Annotated in this window: 20 protein-coding genes and 2 pseudogenes; 18 read left to right on the forward strand and 4 right to left on the reverse strand. The window is 24.9% G+C overall.

The window, feature by feature from the left end:
* Nucleotides 1-66: 66 nt before the first annotated feature.
* Nucleotides 67-405 (reverse strand): hypothetical protein, encoded by a 339-nt coding sequence (locus tag ACUN06_RS03605; RefSeq protein ID WP_291735268.1) that lies wholly within the window; start codon nt 403-405, stop codon nt 67-69.
* Between the two features lie 440 nt (nt 406-845).
* Between ACUN06_RS03605 and ACUN06_RS03610 the strand changes: the two genes are divergently transcribed.
* From ACUN06_RS03610 to ACUN06_RS03630, 5 genes and pseudogenes are all read left to right on the forward strand, one after another.
* Nucleotides 846-1,580, forward strand: a complete 735-nt coding sequence (locus ACUN06_RS03610; protein ID WP_412345760.1) for a serine/threonine protein kinase — start codon at nt 846-848, stop codon at nt 1,578-1,580.
* Between the two features lie 31 nt (nt 1,581-1,611).
* On the forward strand, nt 1,612-2,178 hold the full coding sequence (locus ACUN06_RS03615; RefSeq protein ID WP_294162800.1) for a hypothetical protein: 567 nt from the start codon (nt 1,612-1,614) through the stop codon (nt 2,176-2,178).
* 350 nt (nt 2,179-2,528) lie between these two features.
* Nucleotides 2,529-2,780 carry a CAT RNA binding domain-containing protein gene (locus ACUN06_RS03620; protein WP_294161235.1) on the forward strand — a complete coding sequence of 84 codons (252 nt, stop codon included), beginning with the start codon at nt 2,529-2,531 and terminating at the stop codon, nt 2,778-2,780.
* A 15-nt stretch (nt 2,781-2,795) separates the two neighbouring features.
* Nucleotides 2,796-3,365: pseudogene (locus ACUN06_RS03625) on the forward strand (PRD domain-containing protein); the annotation flags it as partial.
* A gap of 257 nt (nt 3,366-3,622) precedes the next feature.
* Entirely contained in the window at nt 3,623-4,282 is a 660-nt protein-coding gene (locus ACUN06_RS03630; protein ID WP_294161242.1) for a family 1 glycosylhydrolase, read from the forward strand.
* 64 nt (nt 4,283-4,346) lie between these two features.
* Here ACUN06_RS03630 and yaaA read toward each other — a convergent pair whose 3' ends face one another.
* Nucleotides 4,347-5,102: a peroxide stress protein YaaA gene (gene yaaA, locus ACUN06_RS03635; protein ID WP_291734537.1), complete on the reverse strand. Its 756-nt coding sequence runs from the start codon at nt 5,100-5,102 to the stop codon at nt 4,347-4,349.
* 191 nt (nt 5,103-5,293) lie between these two features.
* Between yaaA and ACUN06_RS03640 the strand changes: the two genes are divergently transcribed.
* The 8 genes from ACUN06_RS03640 to ACUN06_RS03675 all read left to right on the forward strand — a co-directional run bounded on the left by ACUN06_RS03640 (nt 5,294) and on the right by ACUN06_RS03675 (nt 12,712).
* Complete coding sequence (locus ACUN06_RS03640; RefSeq protein ID WP_291734539.1) at nt 5,294-6,196, forward strand: patatin-like phospholipase family protein; 903 nt, start codon at nt 5,294-5,296, stop codon at nt 6,194-6,196.
* A 28-nt stretch (nt 6,197-6,224) separates the two neighbouring features.
* Nucleotides 6,225-6,359: a hypothetical protein gene (locus ACUN06_RS03645; protein ID WP_412218414.1), complete on the forward strand. Its 135-nt coding sequence runs from the start codon at nt 6,225-6,227 to the stop codon at nt 6,357-6,359.
* On the forward strand, nt 6,353-6,790 hold the full coding sequence (locus ACUN06_RS03650) for a GatB/YqeY domain-containing protein (RefSeq protein ID WP_291734540.1): 438 nt from the start codon (nt 6,353-6,355) through the stop codon (nt 6,788-6,790). Before ACUN06_RS03645 ends, ACUN06_RS03650 begins: the two co-directional genes overlap by 7 nt.
* A gap of 736 nt (nt 6,791-7,526) precedes the next feature.
* Nucleotides 7,527-8,342 (forward strand): hypothetical protein, encoded by an 816-nt coding sequence (locus tag ACUN06_RS03655; RefSeq protein ID WP_291734544.1) that lies wholly within the window; start codon nt 7,527-7,529, stop codon nt 8,340-8,342.
* A gap of 11 nt (nt 8,343-8,353) precedes the next feature.
* Nucleotides 8,354-9,484 (forward strand): ATP-binding protein, encoded by a 1,131-nt coding sequence (locus ACUN06_RS03660; RefSeq protein ID WP_294126732.1) that lies wholly within the window; start codon nt 8,354-8,356, stop codon nt 9,482-9,484.
* A 3-nt stretch (nt 9,485-9,487) separates the two neighbouring features.
* Nucleotides 9,488-10,894 (forward strand): vWA domain-containing protein, encoded by a 1,407-nt coding sequence (locus ACUN06_RS03665; RefSeq protein ID WP_412192799.1) that lies wholly within the window; start codon nt 9,488-9,490, stop codon nt 10,892-10,894.
* 214 nt (nt 10,895-11,108) lie between these two features.
* A complete protein-coding gene (locus ACUN06_RS03670) occupies nt 11,109-12,008 on the forward strand; it encodes a tetratricopeptide repeat protein (protein ID WP_449390251.1) in 900 nt (299 codons plus the stop codon).
* 116 nt (nt 12,009-12,124) lie between these two features.
* Nucleotides 12,125-12,712 (forward strand): ECF transporter S component, encoded by a 588-nt coding sequence (locus ACUN06_RS03675; protein ID WP_291734547.1) that lies wholly within the window; start codon nt 12,125-12,127, stop codon nt 12,710-12,712.
* Nucleotides 12,713-12,877: 165 nt separating this feature from the next.
* Here ACUN06_RS03675 and ACUN06_RS03680 read toward each other — a convergent pair whose 3' ends face one another.
* Nucleotides 12,878-13,099 (reverse strand): hypothetical protein, encoded by a 222-nt coding sequence (locus ACUN06_RS03680; RefSeq protein WP_291736644.1) that lies wholly within the window; start codon nt 13,097-13,099, stop codon nt 12,878-12,880.
* Nucleotides 13,100-13,300: 201 nt separating this feature from the next.
* On the opposite strand from ACUN06_RS03680, the gene ACUN06_RS03685 reads away from it, so the two are divergent.
* Both ACUN06_RS03685 and ACUN06_RS03690 read left to right on the forward strand, forming a co-directional pair.
* Nucleotides 13,301-13,747, forward strand: a complete 447-nt coding sequence (locus ACUN06_RS03685) for a MarR family transcriptional regulator (RefSeq protein ID WP_294128012.1) — start codon at nt 13,301-13,303, stop codon at nt 13,745-13,747.
* Nucleotides 13,748-14,806, forward strand: coding sequence for an FUSC family protein (locus tag ACUN06_RS03690; protein WP_449390107.1), 1,059 nt, complete (start codon nt 13,748-13,750; stop codon nt 14,804-14,806).
* Between the two features lie 57 nt (nt 14,807-14,863).
* Here ACUN06_RS03690 and tnpA read toward each other — a convergent pair.
* Nucleotides 14,864-15,271, reverse strand: a pseudogene (gene tnpA, locus ACUN06_RS03695) (IS200/IS605 family transposase).
* Nucleotides 15,272-15,600: 329 nt separating this feature from the next.
* On the opposite strand from tnpA, the gene ACUN06_RS03700 reads away from it, so the two are divergent.
* The 3 genes from ACUN06_RS03700 to ACUN06_RS03710 all read left to right on the forward strand — a co-directional run bounded on the left by ACUN06_RS03700 (nt 15,601) and on the right by ACUN06_RS03710 (nt 18,870).
* Nucleotides 15,601-16,257, forward strand: coding sequence for an FMN-dependent NADH-azoreductase (locus tag ACUN06_RS03700; protein WP_291734920.1), 657 nt, complete (start codon nt 15,601-15,603; stop codon nt 16,255-16,257).
* A gap of 395 nt (nt 16,258-16,652) precedes the next feature.
* The gene (locus ACUN06_RS03705; protein WP_291734922.1) at nt 16,653-18,146 is read left to right on the forward strand and encodes an NAD(P)H-hydrate dehydratase; all 1,494 of its coding nucleotides are present in this window, start codon (nt 16,653-16,655) and stop codon (nt 18,144-18,146) included.
* A gap of 223 nt (nt 18,147-18,369) precedes the next feature.
* A complete protein-coding gene (locus tag ACUN06_RS03710; RefSeq protein WP_294368879.1) occupies nt 18,370-18,870 on the forward strand; it encodes an NUDIX hydrolase in 501 nt (166 codons plus the stop codon).
* Nucleotides 18,871-18,985: the final 115 nt, after the last annotated feature.

The raw sequence follows: 18,985 nt of genomic DNA on the forward strand, positions 1-18,985 counted from the left end.
AGCAAAGCAGGGAAACTATAAAAAGGTATTGCTCTCTGCTTTGTTAATAAAAGGCTTAAAAGTAATTTAAATATTAGTACTTAAAAGCTCGTTTATTCTCTTTTTTGAAGATGGTATTATTCCACAATTTGGAGATGAAAAAGGTAAATAAGAGATATCTAAGCTTTCTCTATTTGAAAATAATGCTTTAAATTTATTAGATGGTAAATTAGATTTAACTGAAGAAATTACACCTTTTTCAATAAATCTTTTTTCAGATATGTTATATAATAAATAAAATATATCTCCATCTTTTGCATCACTAATTAATCTTTCGGCATTTAAATTATTAATTTTAAAATTGTATCCATTTGTATTTTTTAAATTTTCTTCTACTGAATTAGTTCTTAAGATATAATATTTCACGTAAAAATCCCTCCCATAAAATAAAAATTAATCAACTTATAATTATATATAATACCATATATGTAAAATAAAGTAAATTAGGTTTAGTGGATATTTATGAAACAATATATTACAATAGTAAACGTTTTATAACGTAAAAGTATAAGAAATAATAAGAAAAATAAAAATTATATATAATAATTGTAAATAATAAAATTATTATAAGAACTAATTGTAATTGAATATATTAATAAAGCTAAAGATTTTAGAACATAAAGAGTTTTAAAATTTTTAGCTTTATTTTTTATTTTATGTAGGCATTTTTTATTACACATAATAATAATCTATGTAACACTATAAGAATAAAAACATAATATATAGTAAGCACAGTTAATTTATTAACTTATATTATTTTACTACAGAAAAATAATATTTAAAGTAGAGGTTTACAAAAGAGAAATATGGACAAGTATTTTAATAGAAATGATATTGTTAATGGATATAAAATTGTCACTATGATAGGTCAAGGAAGATATGGAATAGCATATTTAGCTATAAATAAATTTGGACAAAAATGTGTAGTTAAGCAGTTGAGAAATGAAATGCTTAAAATAACAAGAGATTCAGTAATATATGAGGAGAGAATATTAAAAACACTTAATAGTTCAAGATTTCCTAAGTTTATATCTGAATTTAGGGATGAATTTAGACAAGGATATTTATTAGAGTATATAGATGGAATAGTTTTTCATGATTTAATTAATAAGGAAGGTCATGAATTTACAAGAGAAGAAATATATGAAGCTGCACTTCAGTTATTAGAATTGGCTGAGATACTTCATAGTCAAGGAATAGTTCATAGAGATATTAGAACTCCTAATGTTATTCTTATGAAAAATAACCAATTAGCATTAATTGATTTTGGCTTAGCAAGGTTTATAAAATCAGGATATTCTGTAAAGACTGATTATTGGTATATTGGTGATTTTTTACTTCAATTATATTATTCAACTTATAATAATATAATAAATAAATTTGAAAGACCTTGGTTTGAAGAATTAGATTTAACTATTCAAGAAAGGATTTTTTTAAGAAGATTAATGGGTTTGGATAGAAGATATAGAAGTATAAGTGAAATAAGAAACCAGTTATATAAAATTATAAGGTTAAATTCAAGAATTACTATGTATCAATGAACGGTATAGATAATTATAAGAGGGATGAATTATGGAAAAATCCATAAAAATATTAAAGATATATAAAAACACTTTTAGAGTCAATGTGTATACTGTCAAGCCGTTTAGAGCAATTGGATTAATAGATGCTGATATTCAATATAACTATGGAATTGAAAGAGTAAGATTAGCATTTTATAGGTCATCTGGAACAAATGGAGGGAAAATAAGGGGATTGTGGTATCCTCTAGTTGGAATTAAAGTTAATATGGGACAATTTACTGAATTTTCAAATATGGTTAATAAAATAATGGAAATAAGTACAAGAAGTAATAATATTATGGTAGGATGGTTAGCTAAATCAGTATTTTTTTCAAATAAAGTAAATCAAGAGTATCAACAAAGAGGATTTTCATATGGTACTCACTATAATGATTTACTAGAAATAGGTAAAAGGTTAAGTGTGTTATATAATAGGAATGAATATATTTATGATAATTCATTAACTTCAGTAATGTATAATCATTTGTTGTATTCAAGAGAAATATTCAAAGGAAATAAATACAATCAAGAAATTAATTTTAGCAATTTTATAGAAGATATATTTTTACAAAAGTAAATTAACAAAAGTAGCTGTATTATTTAATTATATTAATTACAGCTCTTTTGTATTTAAAATAATTTAGTAGAATTTTGATGTTTGAAGTATAATTCTAATTGTTGATACTAGAATTTGGGGATGTCGCATTAAGAATAAATACTACAATATATTGTGTTGATTTTCATTTTTCAAAACAATATATTGTGTATAAAAATTTTAGTGCGACAGCCCCTTAATAAAAGACAGGGGTTATTACTGGTTATGCAGGCTTTACCAAATTATTTATAATATTTTATAATAAATATTATTTTATTTGAGTATGGTCTTTTTTTATACTTTAAAATGCAAAAAAAGGGGGGGAGTAATAGTTGAAGATAGATAAAATTATAAATAATAATTTAATTAGAACATTTGATAATAATGGTAAAGAAATACTCCTTATGGGATGTGGATTGGGTTTTCAAAAGAAAATTGGAGATACAATAGACCGAAGCAAAATAGAAAAAATATATGCTATTGAAAATAAAAATGATTCTAATAAATTAATGAATTTACTATCAGAAATCCCTTTAGAATATATACAAGTTTCCAATGAAATTATCTCCTATGCAAAGTATTAATTAGGTAAAAGGTTAAATGATAATATTTATATTTCTTTAACAGACTATATTAGTTTTGCAATTGAAAGGTATAAACAAGGATTAAACTTTAAAAATGCATTGTTATGGGAAATAAAAAGATTTTATAATCATGAATTTTTAATTGGTAAGGAAGCATTGACTATTATAAAAAAACGTTTAGATATTATGCTATCAGAAGATGAAGCAGCATCAATAGCATTACATATAGTTAATGCACAACTAAATTCTAGAGATATGAATGATACTTTAGATATAACTAAAATGATTCAAAATATTTTAAATATAGTTAAATTTCATTTTAATATAGAGTTAGATGAATATTCACTACATTATGAAAGATTTATTACACATTTAAAGTTTTTTGCACAAAGAATTCTTAGTGGAAAAGTTGTAAAAAGTGATGATGCTAATTTCTGTGAAATGATAAAAGAACAATATAAAGATGCATATTTATGTGCAGAAAAGGTTAAAAAGTATATATTAAAAGAGTTTAATCATGAAATATCAGATGAAGAAATGATGTATTTAACAGTACATATAAAAAGAATAGTAAAAAAGGATTAAAACTCAGTTTTTATAGTTTAATAAATATAAAGAGTTAAAATATTACTTAGGATTGTTACTAGTAATGTAGGCTATACCTAAGAATTATAGATTTGAGCGCTCATCTATAATTCTTAGGTTTTTTTATAAATAAAAGCTTAGTTATGAAAGGTAGTTACTGTAAGCAGATATTTCTGTGTTATGGGCTTTACTTCATTAAAATTAATATATTTTAAATGGATGAATAATAAAATGGATTATGCAAATGTTGCAAAAAAATATTAGAGAAAATAGGTGAAGAATCTAATGTTAATAGTGTACAGCATTGTATGACAACACTTAGATTCACATTAAAATGTTATGTTTTTGCAACACCAGCACTTATATCTTTAGTACAATTTATTGATCCAAATGGAGGATCTAACTTTATTAATGCATTAATAGTTGTAGCTATTACTGTATCTGTTTCATTTACATTAACATGGATATTTGGATTTGAAGATCCAGCTAATAAAGAAGATGATGAAGAAACAACTGAAGAAGTAGCAGTTGAAAAAGAAGAAGTTACATCAAGTTCAGTTGTATTATCTCCAATTGAAGGTAAAGCTGTTTCTTTAAAGCAAGTTAATGATATTACTTTTTCAGAAGAAATAATGGGAAAAGGTGTAGCTATAATACCAACAGTAGGTAGAGCTGTTTCACCAGTTAATGGAATAGTTTCAGCATTATTTGAGACAAAGCATGCTATAGGATTAACTGCAGATAATGGAGCAGAAATATTAATTTCAACAGCTGAACTTAAGAAAATATATGGTTTCATATATGTTGATAGAAATGATGATGGAACTGGAACTTTAGAAAGATATAAGAAGAAAAGCTTTGACTGGTATAAAGAAGTTATAGAAACTAATGGTGGAAGTTTAAAAAATAAACTTTAATAAAAAATGTATTTTAAAATAAATTGGTGAGAAAGCGCTTGTGGGAACGCAAGCGCTTTTATGGTTATTTTAAGAAAACAAATTCATTAGGTTTTGAATGTTCCTTTGAGTAAGAAAAACCAAGTTCATTAAAGTTTTTCACTTTTTCTATATCTGTAATATTATTTTCAGCTAGGTAACGTACCATAAGGCCACGTGCCATTTTAGCTTCTGTTGCTTTTACTTTAATTTTAGAATCAATAAGAGTTCCAAAAACACATGTTATAAAAATATCGTCTTTAGTTAAATACTTTTCTATAGTTTTACTATATTCTTTTGAAGCAAGATTCAATATGGTATTAGTATCTTTAGTAAGCTCTTTATATAAAGAATTTTCCCAAAATGAGTATAAATTTTTCTTATCTGCTATTGCTAATTTAGTTTGCATTTCTAATCTATAAGGAACAATACCATCAAATGGCTTTAAAATGCCGTAAAAACCAGATAAAATTTTTAAATGATTAGATATATAGTCAAATTCTGAATTACTAAATGAATTTGGTGACATGTATTTATATTGAATCCCTTCATAAGAAAGAATTGCAGGTGATAAGTTTTTATATAAATTCATATCTTTATATCTAGAATAGTTAAGTTTTGCAATTTCATCATTACAAGCTAAAAGTTTTTTAAAGTCATTATAGCTATATTTTTTTAAAGTGTTACACAAATCCTCTGTTTTTTCCATAAAACATGGCATAGATTCGCTTATAATATCATCATTATTTATATTCATTTTTTTTGCCGGTGAAATAATTATATTAAATTTTTTAGTGTTCAAGCTAACCCCTCCTAAATGAAATCTTATAAGCAGTATACCATATGTTTAGTGGATATAAGAGTATAAAATTAAATTGATATTTTAATGTATTTATATTTAAAAAAATGGTAAAATATATAAATATAATTAAGGGGTATAAAAAGTATTTTATTATAAATTTTATATAAATAGTGATATTAGAAAGGGAAATTATGAAGATAGGATTAGTATTAGCTGGGGGCGGCGGTAAGGGAGCCTATGAGCTTGGAGTATGGAAAGCGTTAGATGAATTAAAATTAACAAAATATATAACAGTTTTTTCAGGAACATCAATTGGAGCATTTAATTCGGTATTATTTGCTATGAATGATATGAAAAAGGCAGATGAACTTTGGGAAGAAGTAACTATGGATAAGCTAGTTCCTATAAGTAAGAGTGAATTAATTAAAAGGGGTATTGGATTATATATTGGAGGAAAAAACCTTCAATTAGCAAAAAAGTTTTTAAATTATAAATTAGAGCATGGAGCAATAGCAAATGATGGTGCTATTGAAGTGGTAGAAAAGTATTTAGATTTTAATAAGATAAAGGAAAATAATAAAATTTGTTATGCAGCATGTACAAAATTATCAGATTTTAGTGCAAAGTATTTTAAAATTAATGATTTTGATGAGGAAACAGGTAAAAAAATAGTTTTAGCTTCTGCATCATTACCTTTAATTTATGATTGTACTGAAGTACTAGGGGAAAAATATATTGATGGAGGAATAGCTGATAATATACCTATACAACCTGTTTATGGAGAAAATTGCAATATTATAATTGTAGTTTTATTATCTAAGGAAGTACAAGTTGATAGAACTCTTTATCCAAATTCAAAACTAATAGTAATAAGTCCTGAAAATCTTGATGAAAATACAATAACAGGAACTTTAAATTTAAACACGGATGCAAAAAGGATAAGAATAATAGAAGGATATAATGATACAATTAATAAGCTTGAACCTATAAAAGAATTGTTTGAATATATAAGCAAGGAAGAGGAAGAAAGAAAAAATCCTATTTTATATAAGACATATAAATGGTTAAGAAAAGTTAAAAATAAGAAAAAATAATTTAAATAATAAGTAATATGTTCAATAAATGATTAAGAAGAAAATTAAAGATTTGGATAAATTTGATTTTGAGCATAAAACTGATATAATTTATTTTAGAAATAAAATTGATGAAAGTGAGGGTAGGTTAGTTATAATAACTAACTATAATAAATTATGTTAAAAGAAACATTAAAAAAAGACGAAATAGCAGCAATGAAAGCAAGAGATAAGGCTAGAGTAAGTGTTTTAAGATTAGTTAATTCTGAAATTAAATCATTTGAAGTTAATAATAGGGAAGATATTTCAGATGAAAATGTTATTAAAATAGTTGAAAAAAGCATAAAGCAAAATAAAGAAGCATTAGAATATGCAATAAAGGCTAATGATGAAGATAAAATAGCAGAAGGAAAATTTGCGATAGAAGTATTAACTCCATATTTACCAAAACAATTAACAGAAGAAGAAGTTAATGCAATGTTAAGAGAAATAATAACAAATGGAAATTATACTTCAAAAGATATGGGGAATATTATGAAAGAAATTATGCCAAAGGTTAATGGTAAATTTGATAGATCAAAAATTAATCCAATGGTAAAAGAAATTTTAGGATAAGATTATAATGGGCGTGTATCATAAGTATTTGATACTGCCTTTTTTATTAAAATAAATTAATAAAATAAAAAAATCTCTATTAAAGTTTAATATTTATAGCATAAGTTGAAATTATGTTATAAATATTAAAAATAAAATGAAACCTATAAGATAGGCATTTATAAAAGTAGGCTTATTTTATAGGTTTAAATTTTATGATAATAGTATATTTTTAAATTTAAAGTATCCATTTATTGATAGAAGAGGCATTACAATTATAACTAAGTGTGATTAAAAGAAAAGGAATAGTAAAGGCCAAATTAACCAATTATTACCCCAAGAGCAGTTGTTAAATCCATAACCGCCAAATCCAAAGTTATTAAAGTTATTATTGCATCTATTATTGTTATTAAAATTACGACAACTTCTATTAAAATTATGACCCCTATTACAATTATTTCTCATATTTATTCCCCCTATAATATGGTAACAAATGTTTTTATAATGAGTTTTATCTTTTGTTTTATACTATAATATATTCAAAAGTACATAATTTAGTGCACATAATAATTAGAATTGTAAATAATTTATATAGTAAAGTAATAAAATAGACAGAATAGGGGAGATAATTAAGAAATACAGTATATCACACTATATATATCAGCTTTAAATTTAAGATAAAAATATTTATAATAATATTAAAATAAATAATAATTATTATTAGTTAAAAATTATAATTAATAAGAGGGATTAAAATATGGAAGAATCAAAAGCAATTGAAATGATTAAAAGAAATCCAATTATAATAAAAAATATAGATAATCAAACTGAAGAAATGAAGAAGTTAGCAGTTAAGGCAAATGGATTGTTATTACGATATATTAAAAATCCTACCGAAGAAGTAGAAAAGTTAGCATTAGAAAATAATCCAAGAGCTATTGAATTTATAGAAAATCCAAGTGAAGAAATGATGGAAACTGCAATAGAAAATGGATGGAGCAATTTAAACCAAATAAAGAATCCTTCAGAAAGTATTATTAAAAAAGCAATAAAACAAAGAGGATGGGCAATAAGATATGTAAAAAATCCAAATGAAGAATTACAAGTATTAGCAGTTAAAAAAGATTATGATTCAATAAAGTATATAAAATCACCATGTGAAGAGGCTCAAAAGGAAGCTGTTAAAATAAGTTATGATGCCTTAAGGTATATTGAGTTTCCTTGTATTGAGGCAGAAGTACAAGCGATAAGGAATAATGAAAGTGCTATAAATTTTATAAGTAATTTAAATAAGGAAAAACTTTTAATTTTAATGAAAGAAAATATATTAGTAATTAAATATGTTTCAAAAAATTTATTAAATCAAATTTCACAAGAAGAAATAGAAAATTTACTTAAGGAAGTAATATCTAAAGAAGAGATATCAGAAAAATATATAAGAGATTTTATAAATTGTACTTTAATAGATAAAAATTCCGAATATTTTAATATGGATAAAATTATGTTTATTTATCAATATGGAAGTAAATTAGCAAAAAAAATTGCTGTAGATGAAAAGCTAAAGATAATATAGGGGGAAGAAAAGTGAATTTTAAAGATACATTAATAAGTGCTGAATTAGTATTGGAAACAGGGGAAGTACCTTTAATAATTGGAGAAAGTGGTATAGGAAAAACAGCATTAGCAAAAAAATTAGCTAATAAAAATAATTTTAAATTAGTTGTTATTGATGGAAATCTTCTTAAAGAAGGAGAAATAGGCGGATTACCAACTATAGAATCGTATAAATCTATTGATTCAAATGGGAATTTTCAAGAAAAAAAGGCAACTATATATGCAGTTCATACAAAGCTTAAAGAAATAGATGAAGAAATTTTAAATGGTAATAAAGTATTATTGTTTATTGATGAAATTAATAGATGTGAACATACAGTACAACAAGAACTTATGAATTTAATTTTAAATAGAGAAATAAATGGATATAAGCTTCATAATGATGTAAAAATATTAGCAGCAATGAATCCATCAAATAAGTATGGAGAAGACTTTGATTATCAAGTTGTGGATATGGATGCTGCACAAGAAAATAGATTTGTTTGGCTTAATATGGAAAATGATTATATTGATTGGATAAGCTGGGCAATCGAATTTGGAATTGAAACAGAAGTAATAGAATTTATTTCAACATTTCCAGAGTATCTTCAAAAAATAAATGAAGAAGATGTAAGAGCAACACCAAGAAGTTATGAAAGAATTTCAAAAACACTTAAGTTATATAAAGAAAAGAAAGAAATTATACCAAGAGCTGTATTTTTAAATGTTATTAAAGGAAATGTTGGAAGGGTTATTGCAGAAGAATTTATAAGTTTCATTGAAAGTAATCATGAAGCATTAATATCTTTTGAAAAAGTATTTTGTAGAAATTATATTGATGAAGAGGTAATAGAAATTATTAAAAAAGAAACTCATACAAGACTATATTTAACTGCTATAAATATTTTAAAGATATTAGAAAGTAATATTTTTAGCTTTGAAAAAGAATCAAGCTTTTATATTAATAGATTTGTTAAATTTTTAAAATTATATCCAATTGATTTAATGGTAGGAATAATGAAGGATATGAAAAATAATTATCCTGTAATTTATAAATTAGCATTAGAAGATCAAGAATTTGTAGATGCTTATTTTGAAGCTTATAGTGCAATAAGGGGATAACATATGGAAAGTTATTTTGAAAAGTTAAAAAAAGAACTTTATATAAAGGCTGATAAAATAGTAAATGGTTCAGCTATGTTTAAGGCATTACGTACTGGCGAAAAGTTTGATGTAGATATTCCCAAAGATTTTGAAGAGGAATTTTTTAAATTTATAGATAAAGTAAATTTAAGTCTTATAGATGAAAAGGATAATTTCTATGGTTATTTCTTATTTCAAATGGGAAAAGAAATACGCTTTGATATAAGTACTCCTACTGGTATAAATTTTAAAGGGGCTAAATATGTTATATATTTTAATCCAATAATATTCTTGCAGCTTAATATAAAACAAATGGAAAGTAGTATTAAGCATGAAATTCATCATGTATTATCTATGCACTTAATAAGAGCTAAAGAATTAAAAGGTAAGATTAGTACACTTGCCATTAACTTAGCTATGGATATAGTAGTAAATCAATATCTTAATAATTTACCACCATATGCAATTACTTTAAAGGGAATAAATTTAAAGTATGAGCTAAATCTTGAACCTTATAATACATTTGAGTATTATGCAGAAAATATTCAAAATGTATTAAATGTACTTGAAGAAAATGATGAAGGTGAAGAGGATGATAGTTGGGGAGAAGATACTGATAGTGGATTTGATCCAGAAAAAACTCATGATTTATGGAATGAATATGAACATATAGATGAAAAAATGCTTAAGGATTTTACTGAAAAGTTCATAAGTAATGCTGAAAAAGGTATAATTCCACTTCATGTAGAAGGAATGATATCTTCCTTAAGAAAAAGTAAGAGCGAGCTTCCTTGGAATTTATACCTTAAGAGATTAATGGGGACTGTAGAAAGTAACAAGAAAAAAACTATAACAAGAAGAAATAGAAGACAACCTAATAGATTAGAGTTACGAGGGGAGCTTAGAAACCATAAGGCAGAAATAGCAGTTGCTATTGATATAAGTGGAAGTATTAGTGATGAAGAGTTTAAGCAAGCTATTAAGGAAGTTCTAGATATAGTAAAAAATTATAATCATGAAATAACTATAATAGAATGTGATAAAGAAGTTAAGTGTACATATAAAGTAAAAACTATAAATGATATAAAAGATAGATGTTTTTCAGGAGGAGGAACTAGATTTACTCCTGTTTTTCAATATGCTAATAGTAAAAATATTAATTTGTTAGTTTATTTTACTGATGGCAAAGGTGAAGATAAATTACAAGTTAAACCTAAGGGATATAAAGTTTTATGGGTTATCTCTGGAAGGGGAGATAAACTTTCATTAAATGAGCCTTATGGTGCAGTTAAAAAGCTTAGCAAAGTTGAAGTTAAGGACATTAGTTTTGATATGAAGGATGTTAGAACTGATGGATATTCAATGAATAACCAAGAGCCAATTTTTTAAATAAGGAAATTGTTTAAGTTGATGGTTATGCTTTAATTTAATATAATATAAATTAGATTATAATGAAATAAATATAAAAATGGGGATGTCGCATTAAGAATAAATACTACAATATATTGTGTTGATTTTTATTTTTCAAAACAATATATTATGTATAAAAATTTTAGTGCGATAGCCCCATTTGATTTGGAGGAGAACTTTGGATAAGTCATACATGTTTGATAATTATATATCAATAGGTCGTAATTTTATGATTGAAAAAAACTATTTAAAAGCTTTAAAGTTTTTTAAAAAAGCATATAATTGCCCAGAGGGAAAAGAAGATATAGATTTAATTTTAGATTTAGCATTTTTATATGATAAAATTTCACATTTTGATTTAGCAGAAAAGATGTATAAAAGAGTATTAGAAATAGATGATAGCAATGCAATTGCTTATTATGGGGTAGGTATAATTCTTGATGATGATGGTTTATATGAAGAAGCAATTGAATATTATAAAAAGGCAATAGAAAATGATAATAAATATGAAAAAGCATATTTCTTTTTAGCTAATGCTTATGATGAGCTAGGCAATAAAGAAAAAGCAATAAAAAATTATGAAAAGGTATTAAGCTTAAATCCAAGAGATTTATGGGCCAATGCTAATTTGGGATGTATTTATGATGAATTAGGAGATACTAAATTAGCTTTAGAATATATGAAAAAAGCTAATGATATAGATAAAAATCATTTTAGAATATTATTTAATATGGGTGTGTTTAATAAAAATCTAGGGAATCTTGAATTAGCAGAAGAATATTATAAAAAATCAATAGAACAAAATCCATATTATCCGTATAGTTATTTAAATTATGCTGTAATGTATAGAGAAAAGGAAGATTTTAAAAGAGCTATTGAAATAATTAATGAAGGAATAGTAGAAAATGAAGATGAAGGATTTTTATATTATAATAGAGCTTGTTTTTATGTAGGAGTAAATAAATTAGATTTAGCATTAGAAGATGTTCTTAAGGCTATTGAATTAAATGATTTTTTTGAAGATTATATGAAGGAAGATGAAGAACTTAACGATATAAGAACTTTAGAAAAATACAAAAATATATTTGAATAATAGGTATAAGACAAGTTTGAGAAAATAAGAACAAAATATAATTTGTATGGATACAATTGCTATAGTATAGGGTTGTGGTATAAAATGGATTTAATGTTTAAATAGGGGGGATATTGATGAAGAATCAAATAAGATTTAAAAAAATAATTCAAACAGCATTGTTAGCAGCATTATGTTTTGTATCTTTTACTTACTTGCAAATTAAAATTCCAGTGCCAGGTGGAGATGCAACATCATTGCACATTGGAAATACTTTTTGTGTTTTAGCTGCTTTATTACTTGGAGGATGGTATGGAGGATTAGCAGGAGCAATAGGAATGACAATTGCAGATTTGTTAGATCCTGTATATATAGTTGTGGCGCCTAAAACATTTATTTTAAAGTTATTTATGGGTTTAATAACTGGATTAATTGCACATAAAGTTGCAAAAATTAGTGAAAGTAATGATAGTAAATATATATTTAAGTGGAGTTTAATTTCAGCTATAGGAGGACTTGCTTTTAATGTAATTGCAGATCCTATAGTAGGATTTTTCTATAAGCAATATATTCTTGGTCAACCTCAAGATGCAGCTATGATTTTAGCAAAGTTAAGTGCAGTAGCTACATTTGTAAATGCTGTAGTTTCTGTAATATTAGTAGTAATATTATATAATGCATTAAGACCAATATTAAAGAAATCAGGGTTATTGTTACCAGTATAATGTATTATTTTATTTTTAGGATATAAAATTAATTTGAAAAGTTAATAATACAGTTTAAATTTAAAAAAGAAAATGATATAAGTAATAAAAGAAATTTAATAATTAATATGGAAAAATTAATATAATAAAAAATGACATCAGTATTAGCCCTGATGTCATTTTTATTTATTCAATTATAGGATTTAAATTAATAGTTAATTCAACTACTAAAACATCTAGATGACCTTTTGACTTTAATATTTTTTGACATTCTTCTGCTGAATCACTGTTATCAAAAATATGAATTAATGATAAATTAAATTCTCCAAATTTAGGAGTTTTTGAATTTTCTTCAAATCCATAAAAATATTCATCAGATTTCTTTTTTAGTACATAATATTGTTCCATATAAAATCACCTCTATAAAAGTATATAACAATATTTAATGAATGTAAAATTTTAACAAAAGAAGTTGAAAATTCATTTTATTATATTATATACATATTGTTAAAAATTATAATTTGACAATAAATAAGTTTTACAATAAAATAAGTTTTAATATAGTTTACTTTATGAACTATATTAAAATTGTTTATAGGTGGTGAAAATATGCAAAATAATGATTGGATGAATATGATTGAAAATATGAATGGAATAAGATTATTTAGTAGAAGTCTTATTCCTAGGGCTACAAAAGAGCATGAAATATCAAGTCAGCATTTAGATTTGTTATGTCATCTTATAATTAATAATGATGGAATGACTCCATTAAAACTTAGTAAAGTAATGGGAGTAAGCAAAACAATAATAAGCAGATTAATAGATGGATTAAGTAAATCTGGTTATGTAATAAAAAAGCAAGATGATAATGATAAAAGAAGTTATGATGTTTTTATTACAGAATTGGGAGAAAAGAAAGTTGATGAAATATTAAAATTTTATTTAGGTCCAATATATGATTTAAGAAGAAAATTAGGAGAAAAAAATTTTTTGCAACTAATGGATTGTATAAAGATGGCTAATGAAAAAATAAGTGAAGGGGAGAATGGAAAGTAAATGGGATTTTATCAAGCAATGCAGTTAAGTGCAGCTAATTTAAAGCCATTAATAAAAAATGCAGAAAGCAAAGAAATCAAAAATAAATATATAGCAGCACTTATATTAAAATCAATATTATGTCTTTTATTTTGTACTATTGTTGTTATTAGTTTTGGAAAAGTTTTCGGAGAAGAAAATAATGTAGTTGGAGTAGTGACAGTTATTAGTTTATTAAATTTTAGATTTTCAAACTTAGACTTTAAAGTGAGACAAGCAGCATTAACTATAGTGGGTATATTTGGTGTTTTATCAATATCACCATATATAGCATCCATATCAAATCCATTTTTAGGGTTTATAATAAACTTTATTTCTATAATAGGTATATTAATTTTAACATGTCATAATATAAGGTTATGTAATCATAGTATATTAGTACTATCATATTTTCTTTTATATGGATATAAGGTTGAAAATACTGAAATTCTTATTAATCGTATTATAGGGTTAATTTTTGGTGGAATTTTAGTAGCTTCAATTTTTTATATTAAGCAAAGAAAAATAGAATTTAAAAATACATTTATTGATATTATAAATGATGTTGATTTTAATACAGAAAGAACTAAATGGCAATTAAAGTTTGCATTTGTAACAACTTCAGCAATAATGATTGGTGAGTTTTTACATATTCCAAGAGCAATGTGGATAGGAATTGCATGTATGTCTGTGTTTCATCCTGATAAAAGTCAATTACAAATACGTTATAAACAAAGAATGTTATATATGGTTTTAGGTTGTTTAATGTATATGAGTATATATTTTTTAATTCCACAACAATTTAGAGGTCTTATAGGCTTAATTGGTGGAGTTATGATTGGATTTTCAGGAACATATAAGTGGCAAACTGTATTTAATGCATTTGGAGCATTATCAGCAGCTACGCCTATTTTAGGAGTTGGAGGCGCAATAATATTCCGTATTTTAAACAATGTATTTGGAGCTTTATATAGTAAGGGCTTTGATTATATAATTAATTTTATAGATAATAAAGAATTTACAAATGTAAATGAAGCATAAAGTTTATAGATTTAGGGCGTAAAACCTCGTGGCTTCATGCCCGAGGCTGTAAGCCCATTACTTTAATTTTTGGTCTTGTATATATTTTTTAGTTATCTCCGAACTAACTGCCCCAGCAGTACCGATATAATAACCTTTGCTCCATAATCCACTACCCCAAAACTTATTTTTCTTTAAACTTGGAAATGCTTTAAACATTTCGTTAGCACTAGCACTTTTAAGGATTTTAACTAGTTCTGTTGGTGCAATAGTTGGTGGAGCAGATATAAAAAGATAAATGTGGTCAGGCATAATTTCTTGCTATAAAACTTAAAAACCATAATTATATGAGATAACTTTAAATAATTTCAAAATTTCATATTCTAATTCATCTTTAAATATATGATGTCTGTATTTTGGACAAAATACAATATGATAATTGATGTTATATACGCTATGTTTAGTTTTTCTTATCTTCTCTTTCAATTATAAGTTTCATTCCTTCTTCGATTAAATCATTAGCATTAACTTAAATATCAGACTACGCTAAAAGAATCCTCGTGGTCTTGTACCCGAGGTAGTTCAATAATAGAATAATATAGAGTAAAGGAAGTTCCGTATATAGAAATGATTAATGTTGATAAGAATAATAAAATTTAGATAGAAGTTAAAAATGAGGATAGCCACTTTACAAACAAAGGATAGGGTTATAGATAGTAAAATTCTTTATTTCATTATTACGTTTCTTTTTTTAGTTATATATGAATTGAATTTATATATAAAACAAATAATATTAAGGAAATGAGGTGTATAATATGAAAAAGAAATTATTATATATAAGTGTTAACTCAAAACCAGAAAACTTATCTTCATCTAAAATGGTAGCAAGAAAATTCATCAATAAATTCTTAGAGAGAAATGGCGATTTTAAGGTAGAAGAGGTAGATTTATATAAAGAACATATCCCAAGATTAGAATATCAATATTTTAAAGATAGAAATTGTGTAATAACTGAAGAGGATGCGAAAAAATTACCAGAAAAGGATCAAAAGGAAATAAGGAAAATAAGGGATTTATGTGATCAATTTATAAGCGCGCAAATGTATGTAATAGCAGCTCCAATGTGGAGTTTATCATTTCCAGCACCGTTAAAAGAATATATTGATTGTATAGTTCAAGAAGAAAAGACTATTTCATTTGAAAAAGGAAAAAAACCAAAGGGGTTATTAGATGATAAAGAGAGAGCGGTAGTGTATATTCAATCTTCAGGTGGAAATATACCTTGGATATTAGATCCTATAATGGATAAGGGAGAAAATTATGTAGCTCAAATAATGAAGGCTATGGGAATTAAGAATGTTCAAGAGCTTAAGGTAGATGCTACAGGAACAACTGAAGAAGAAAGAGAAAATGCTATAAGAGAGGCTGAGGAAAAAATTGATTCGATATTAGATAGAATAAATCTAGAATAATAAATTAATAATATTCTTACTACTAATAGATTTATAAAGGGTTACAATATTGTAAGGTAATTGTAATAAAGTTAAATATAAATTAAGATTAAAATGTATTATAATATGTAATGAAGCTTTGTTTAATAGAAAAAATATTAGCAAAGCTTTTTATTTTGATAAATTACAATATCAAGTGCAATATATCCAGACATAAAGCAAGTTTATACGGGAGAAATTAATGGAGAAAATAAGGAAGAAAAAGATATAAAATTACTTTTAATATATAGTGATAAGGATGATTTAAATCAAAGTATAAATAATATAGAAAATTGGTTTAAAGCTAGGTTAGATTTAGAAAATATAAAGGTTATAATACAAAAAAATTAAAGTTATATAAAAAGGGTGAAGAAATTTTGAAAATAGGAAATGCTCAATTAACAAGAAATATGGATTCTTACTGTATAAATGAATTAAGTATTCCTTCAATTATTTTAATGGAAAATGCAGCAATAAGTGTAGTTAAAAATATAAATTTTGATAATTTTAAATCATTTACTGTAGTATGTGGAAGTGGAAATAATGGGGGAGATGGACTTGCTATAGCACGTCAAATTTTAGCTATGAATATGAAGATAAATGTATTTATGGTGGGAAATAATTCTATGAGTAAAGATTGTAATATAAATTATGATATTTTAAAAAACATGGGAGTAAAAATTAATCATATTGTTGAAGAGCAAGACATAAAGGAGTTAAGCAAGGCTTTAAATGAAAATGATATGACCATTGATGCAATTTTGGGTATAGGATTAAGTAGAAATGTAGAGGGAATATATAAGAAAGTCATTAATTTAATAAATGAAAATAGTAAATATACACTTGCTGTAGATATACCATCAGGAATGATGTGTGATAAATTTGGAATTTTAGGAACAGCTATTAAAGCACAAACTACTATTTCTTTTGAAACTTATAAGAGGGGATTTTTAGCTAATAATGGTGAAGATTATACAGGGATTATAAAGGTAGAAAAGATAGGCATACCTGATTATGTAGTTAATATGTTTAATCAAAAGGAATATTTAACTGAAATAAATGATATAAAAAATATAATAAAAAAAAGAAATAAATATTCACATAAAGGTGATTTTGGAAGAGTAAGTATTATTGCTGGTTCAGAGAGATTTACAGGAGCAGCATATATTTCAATACAAGCAGCTGTAAGAAGTGGGGCAGGATTAGTTACCTTGTGTACTAAACAATCGATTGCAGATATTTTAAAAGGTAAGCTTGTAGAAGCAATGACTATGACATATGAGGATGAAAATTTTCAAGATTTAATAATGAATAGTGATAGTATTGCAATAGGGCCTGGAATGGGAAATAATGATTTTACATTAAATTTAGTAAGGAAAATTTTATCTAAGGAAGGATGTCCTGTTGTTTTAGATGCAGATGCATTAAATGTAATTAAGGATAATTTAAATATATTAAAAGACAGCAAAAGAAAAATTGTAATAACACCACATATGGGAGAAATGTCTAGACTTACTGGAGTTTCAATTAATGATATTAATGAAGATAAAGTAAATATTGCAGTTAATTTTGCAAATAAATATGGGATAATTGTGTTATTAAAGGGATATAATACAATAATAACAAATGGAATAGAGGTTTATGTAAATCCAACAGGAAATAGTAAGATGGCATCAGGAGGAATGGGAGATACCCTTACTGGAATAATTACTTCTTTTATAGCTCAAGGATATGATGTGTTTAAGGCAACTATTTTAGGAGCTTATATACATGGTTATGTTGGCGATAAGTTATCAAATAAAATGTTTTGTGTTAATGCATCTCATATTATTGAAGAACTTCCATATAGTATTGAAGAAATATTAAGATAAAGTTATGAAATTTAATTATTAATAATATAAATAAAATAATAAATAAAAACTGTAGGTAGAATGGATAAATCTTCTTGCAGTTTTTTGAGATTTTAATTAAACTTTATAAAAATATGAGAGTAATGGGTGGTGAGTAACTTCACTTAGGTATTATAATTATTAAAAAATTATAATATATGAAATGCAACATTAAATAATTAAGTTGTATTAGGAGGTATGAGACATGGAATTATGGGATGGATACAACGAAAATGAAGAAAAGATAGGAATTGATATAGTTAGAGGAAGTAAGATAAAAAATGGAGTTTTTCATGCTGTAGTTAATGTTATTGTATATCATGATGATGGAACTTATTTATTAATGCAAAGAGATTGGAGTAAGCCTAATAATCCAGGTCTTTGGGAAGCTGGTGCAAGTGGTAGTGTAATTAAGGGAGAGAAATTTTTAGATGCCGCCAAGAGAGAATTGTTTGAAGAAACAGGTATTAAAGCTGATAATTTAGAACTTATTTATACAGTAAAAAAGCCTTATAAAGGTACATTTTATAAAGTTCATATATGTAAATGTAATATAAAAAAGGATTCAATTATATTGCAAGAAGGTGAAACTATTGATTATAAATGGGTTACAAAAGATGAATTTATAAAAACAATTGAATTAGATAATTTTATTACACCAGATAAAGATAAACTTTCTAATTTTATTAAAACTTTATATTATTAATATTAAAAGTTAAAGAAGAAGTGAACAGTTTCTTGTATATTTTACAGGGGCTGTTCAAGGACTATTGAGTTTTTAGTATGTAAAGAATATACAATGTTTTAAAACTATATTAATA

The sequence above is a fragment of the Clostridium sp. ETTB3 genome (assembly GCF_053571985.1).

Coding starts and splice junctions, on each gene's coding strand:
- ACUN06_RS03640 (WP_291734539.1), top strand. CDS start 5,294: ATGAAGATAGGATTAGTATTAGCTGGGGGCGGCGGTAAGGGAGCCTAT.
- ACUN06_RS03680 (WP_291736644.1), bottom strand. CDS start 13,099: ATGGAACAATATTATGTACTAAAAAAGAAATCTGATGAATATTTTTAT.
- ACUN06_RS03650 (WP_291734540.1), top strand. CDS start 6,353: ATGTTAAAAGAAACATTAAAAAAAGACGAAATAGCAGCAATGAAAGCA.
- ACUN06_RS03645 (WP_412218414.1), top strand. CDS start 6,225: ATGATTAAGAAGAAAATTAAAGATTTGGATAAATTTGATTTTGAGCAT.
- ACUN06_RS03685 (WP_294128012.1), top strand. CDS start 13,301: ATGCAAAATAATGATTGGATGAATATGATTGAAAATATGAATGGAATA.
- ACUN06_RS03675 (WP_291734547.1), top strand. CDS start 12,125: ATGAAGAATCAAATAAGATTTAAAAAAATAATTCAAACAGCATTGTTA.
- ACUN06_RS03690 (WP_449390107.1), top strand. CDS start 13,748: ATGGGATTTTATCAAGCAATGCAGTTAAGTGCAGCTAATTTAAAGCCA.
- ACUN06_RS03670 (WP_449390251.1), top strand. CDS start 11,109: ATGTTTGATAATTATATATCAATAGGTCGTAATTTTATGATTGAAAAA.
- ACUN06_RS03615 (WP_294162800.1), top strand. CDS start 1,612: ATGGAAAAATCCATAAAAATATTAAAGATATATAAAAACACTTTTAGA.
- ACUN06_RS03710 (WP_294368879.1), top strand. CDS start 18,370: ATGGAATTATGGGATGGATACAACGAAAATGAAGAAAAGATAGGAATT.
- ACUN06_RS03610 (WP_412345760.1), top strand. CDS start 846: ATGGACAAGTATTTTAATAGAAATGATATTGTTAATGGATATAAAATT.
- ACUN06_RS03700 (WP_291734920.1), top strand. CDS start 15,601: ATGAAAAAGAAATTATTATATATAAGTGTTAACTCAAAACCAGAAAAC.
- ACUN06_RS03655 (WP_291734544.1), top strand. CDS start 7,527: ATGGAAGAATCAAAAGCAATTGAAATGATTAAAAGAAATCCAATTATA.
- ACUN06_RS03665 (WP_412192799.1), top strand. CDS start 9,488: ATGGAAAGTTATTTTGAAAAGTTAAAAAAAGAACTTTATATAAAGGCT.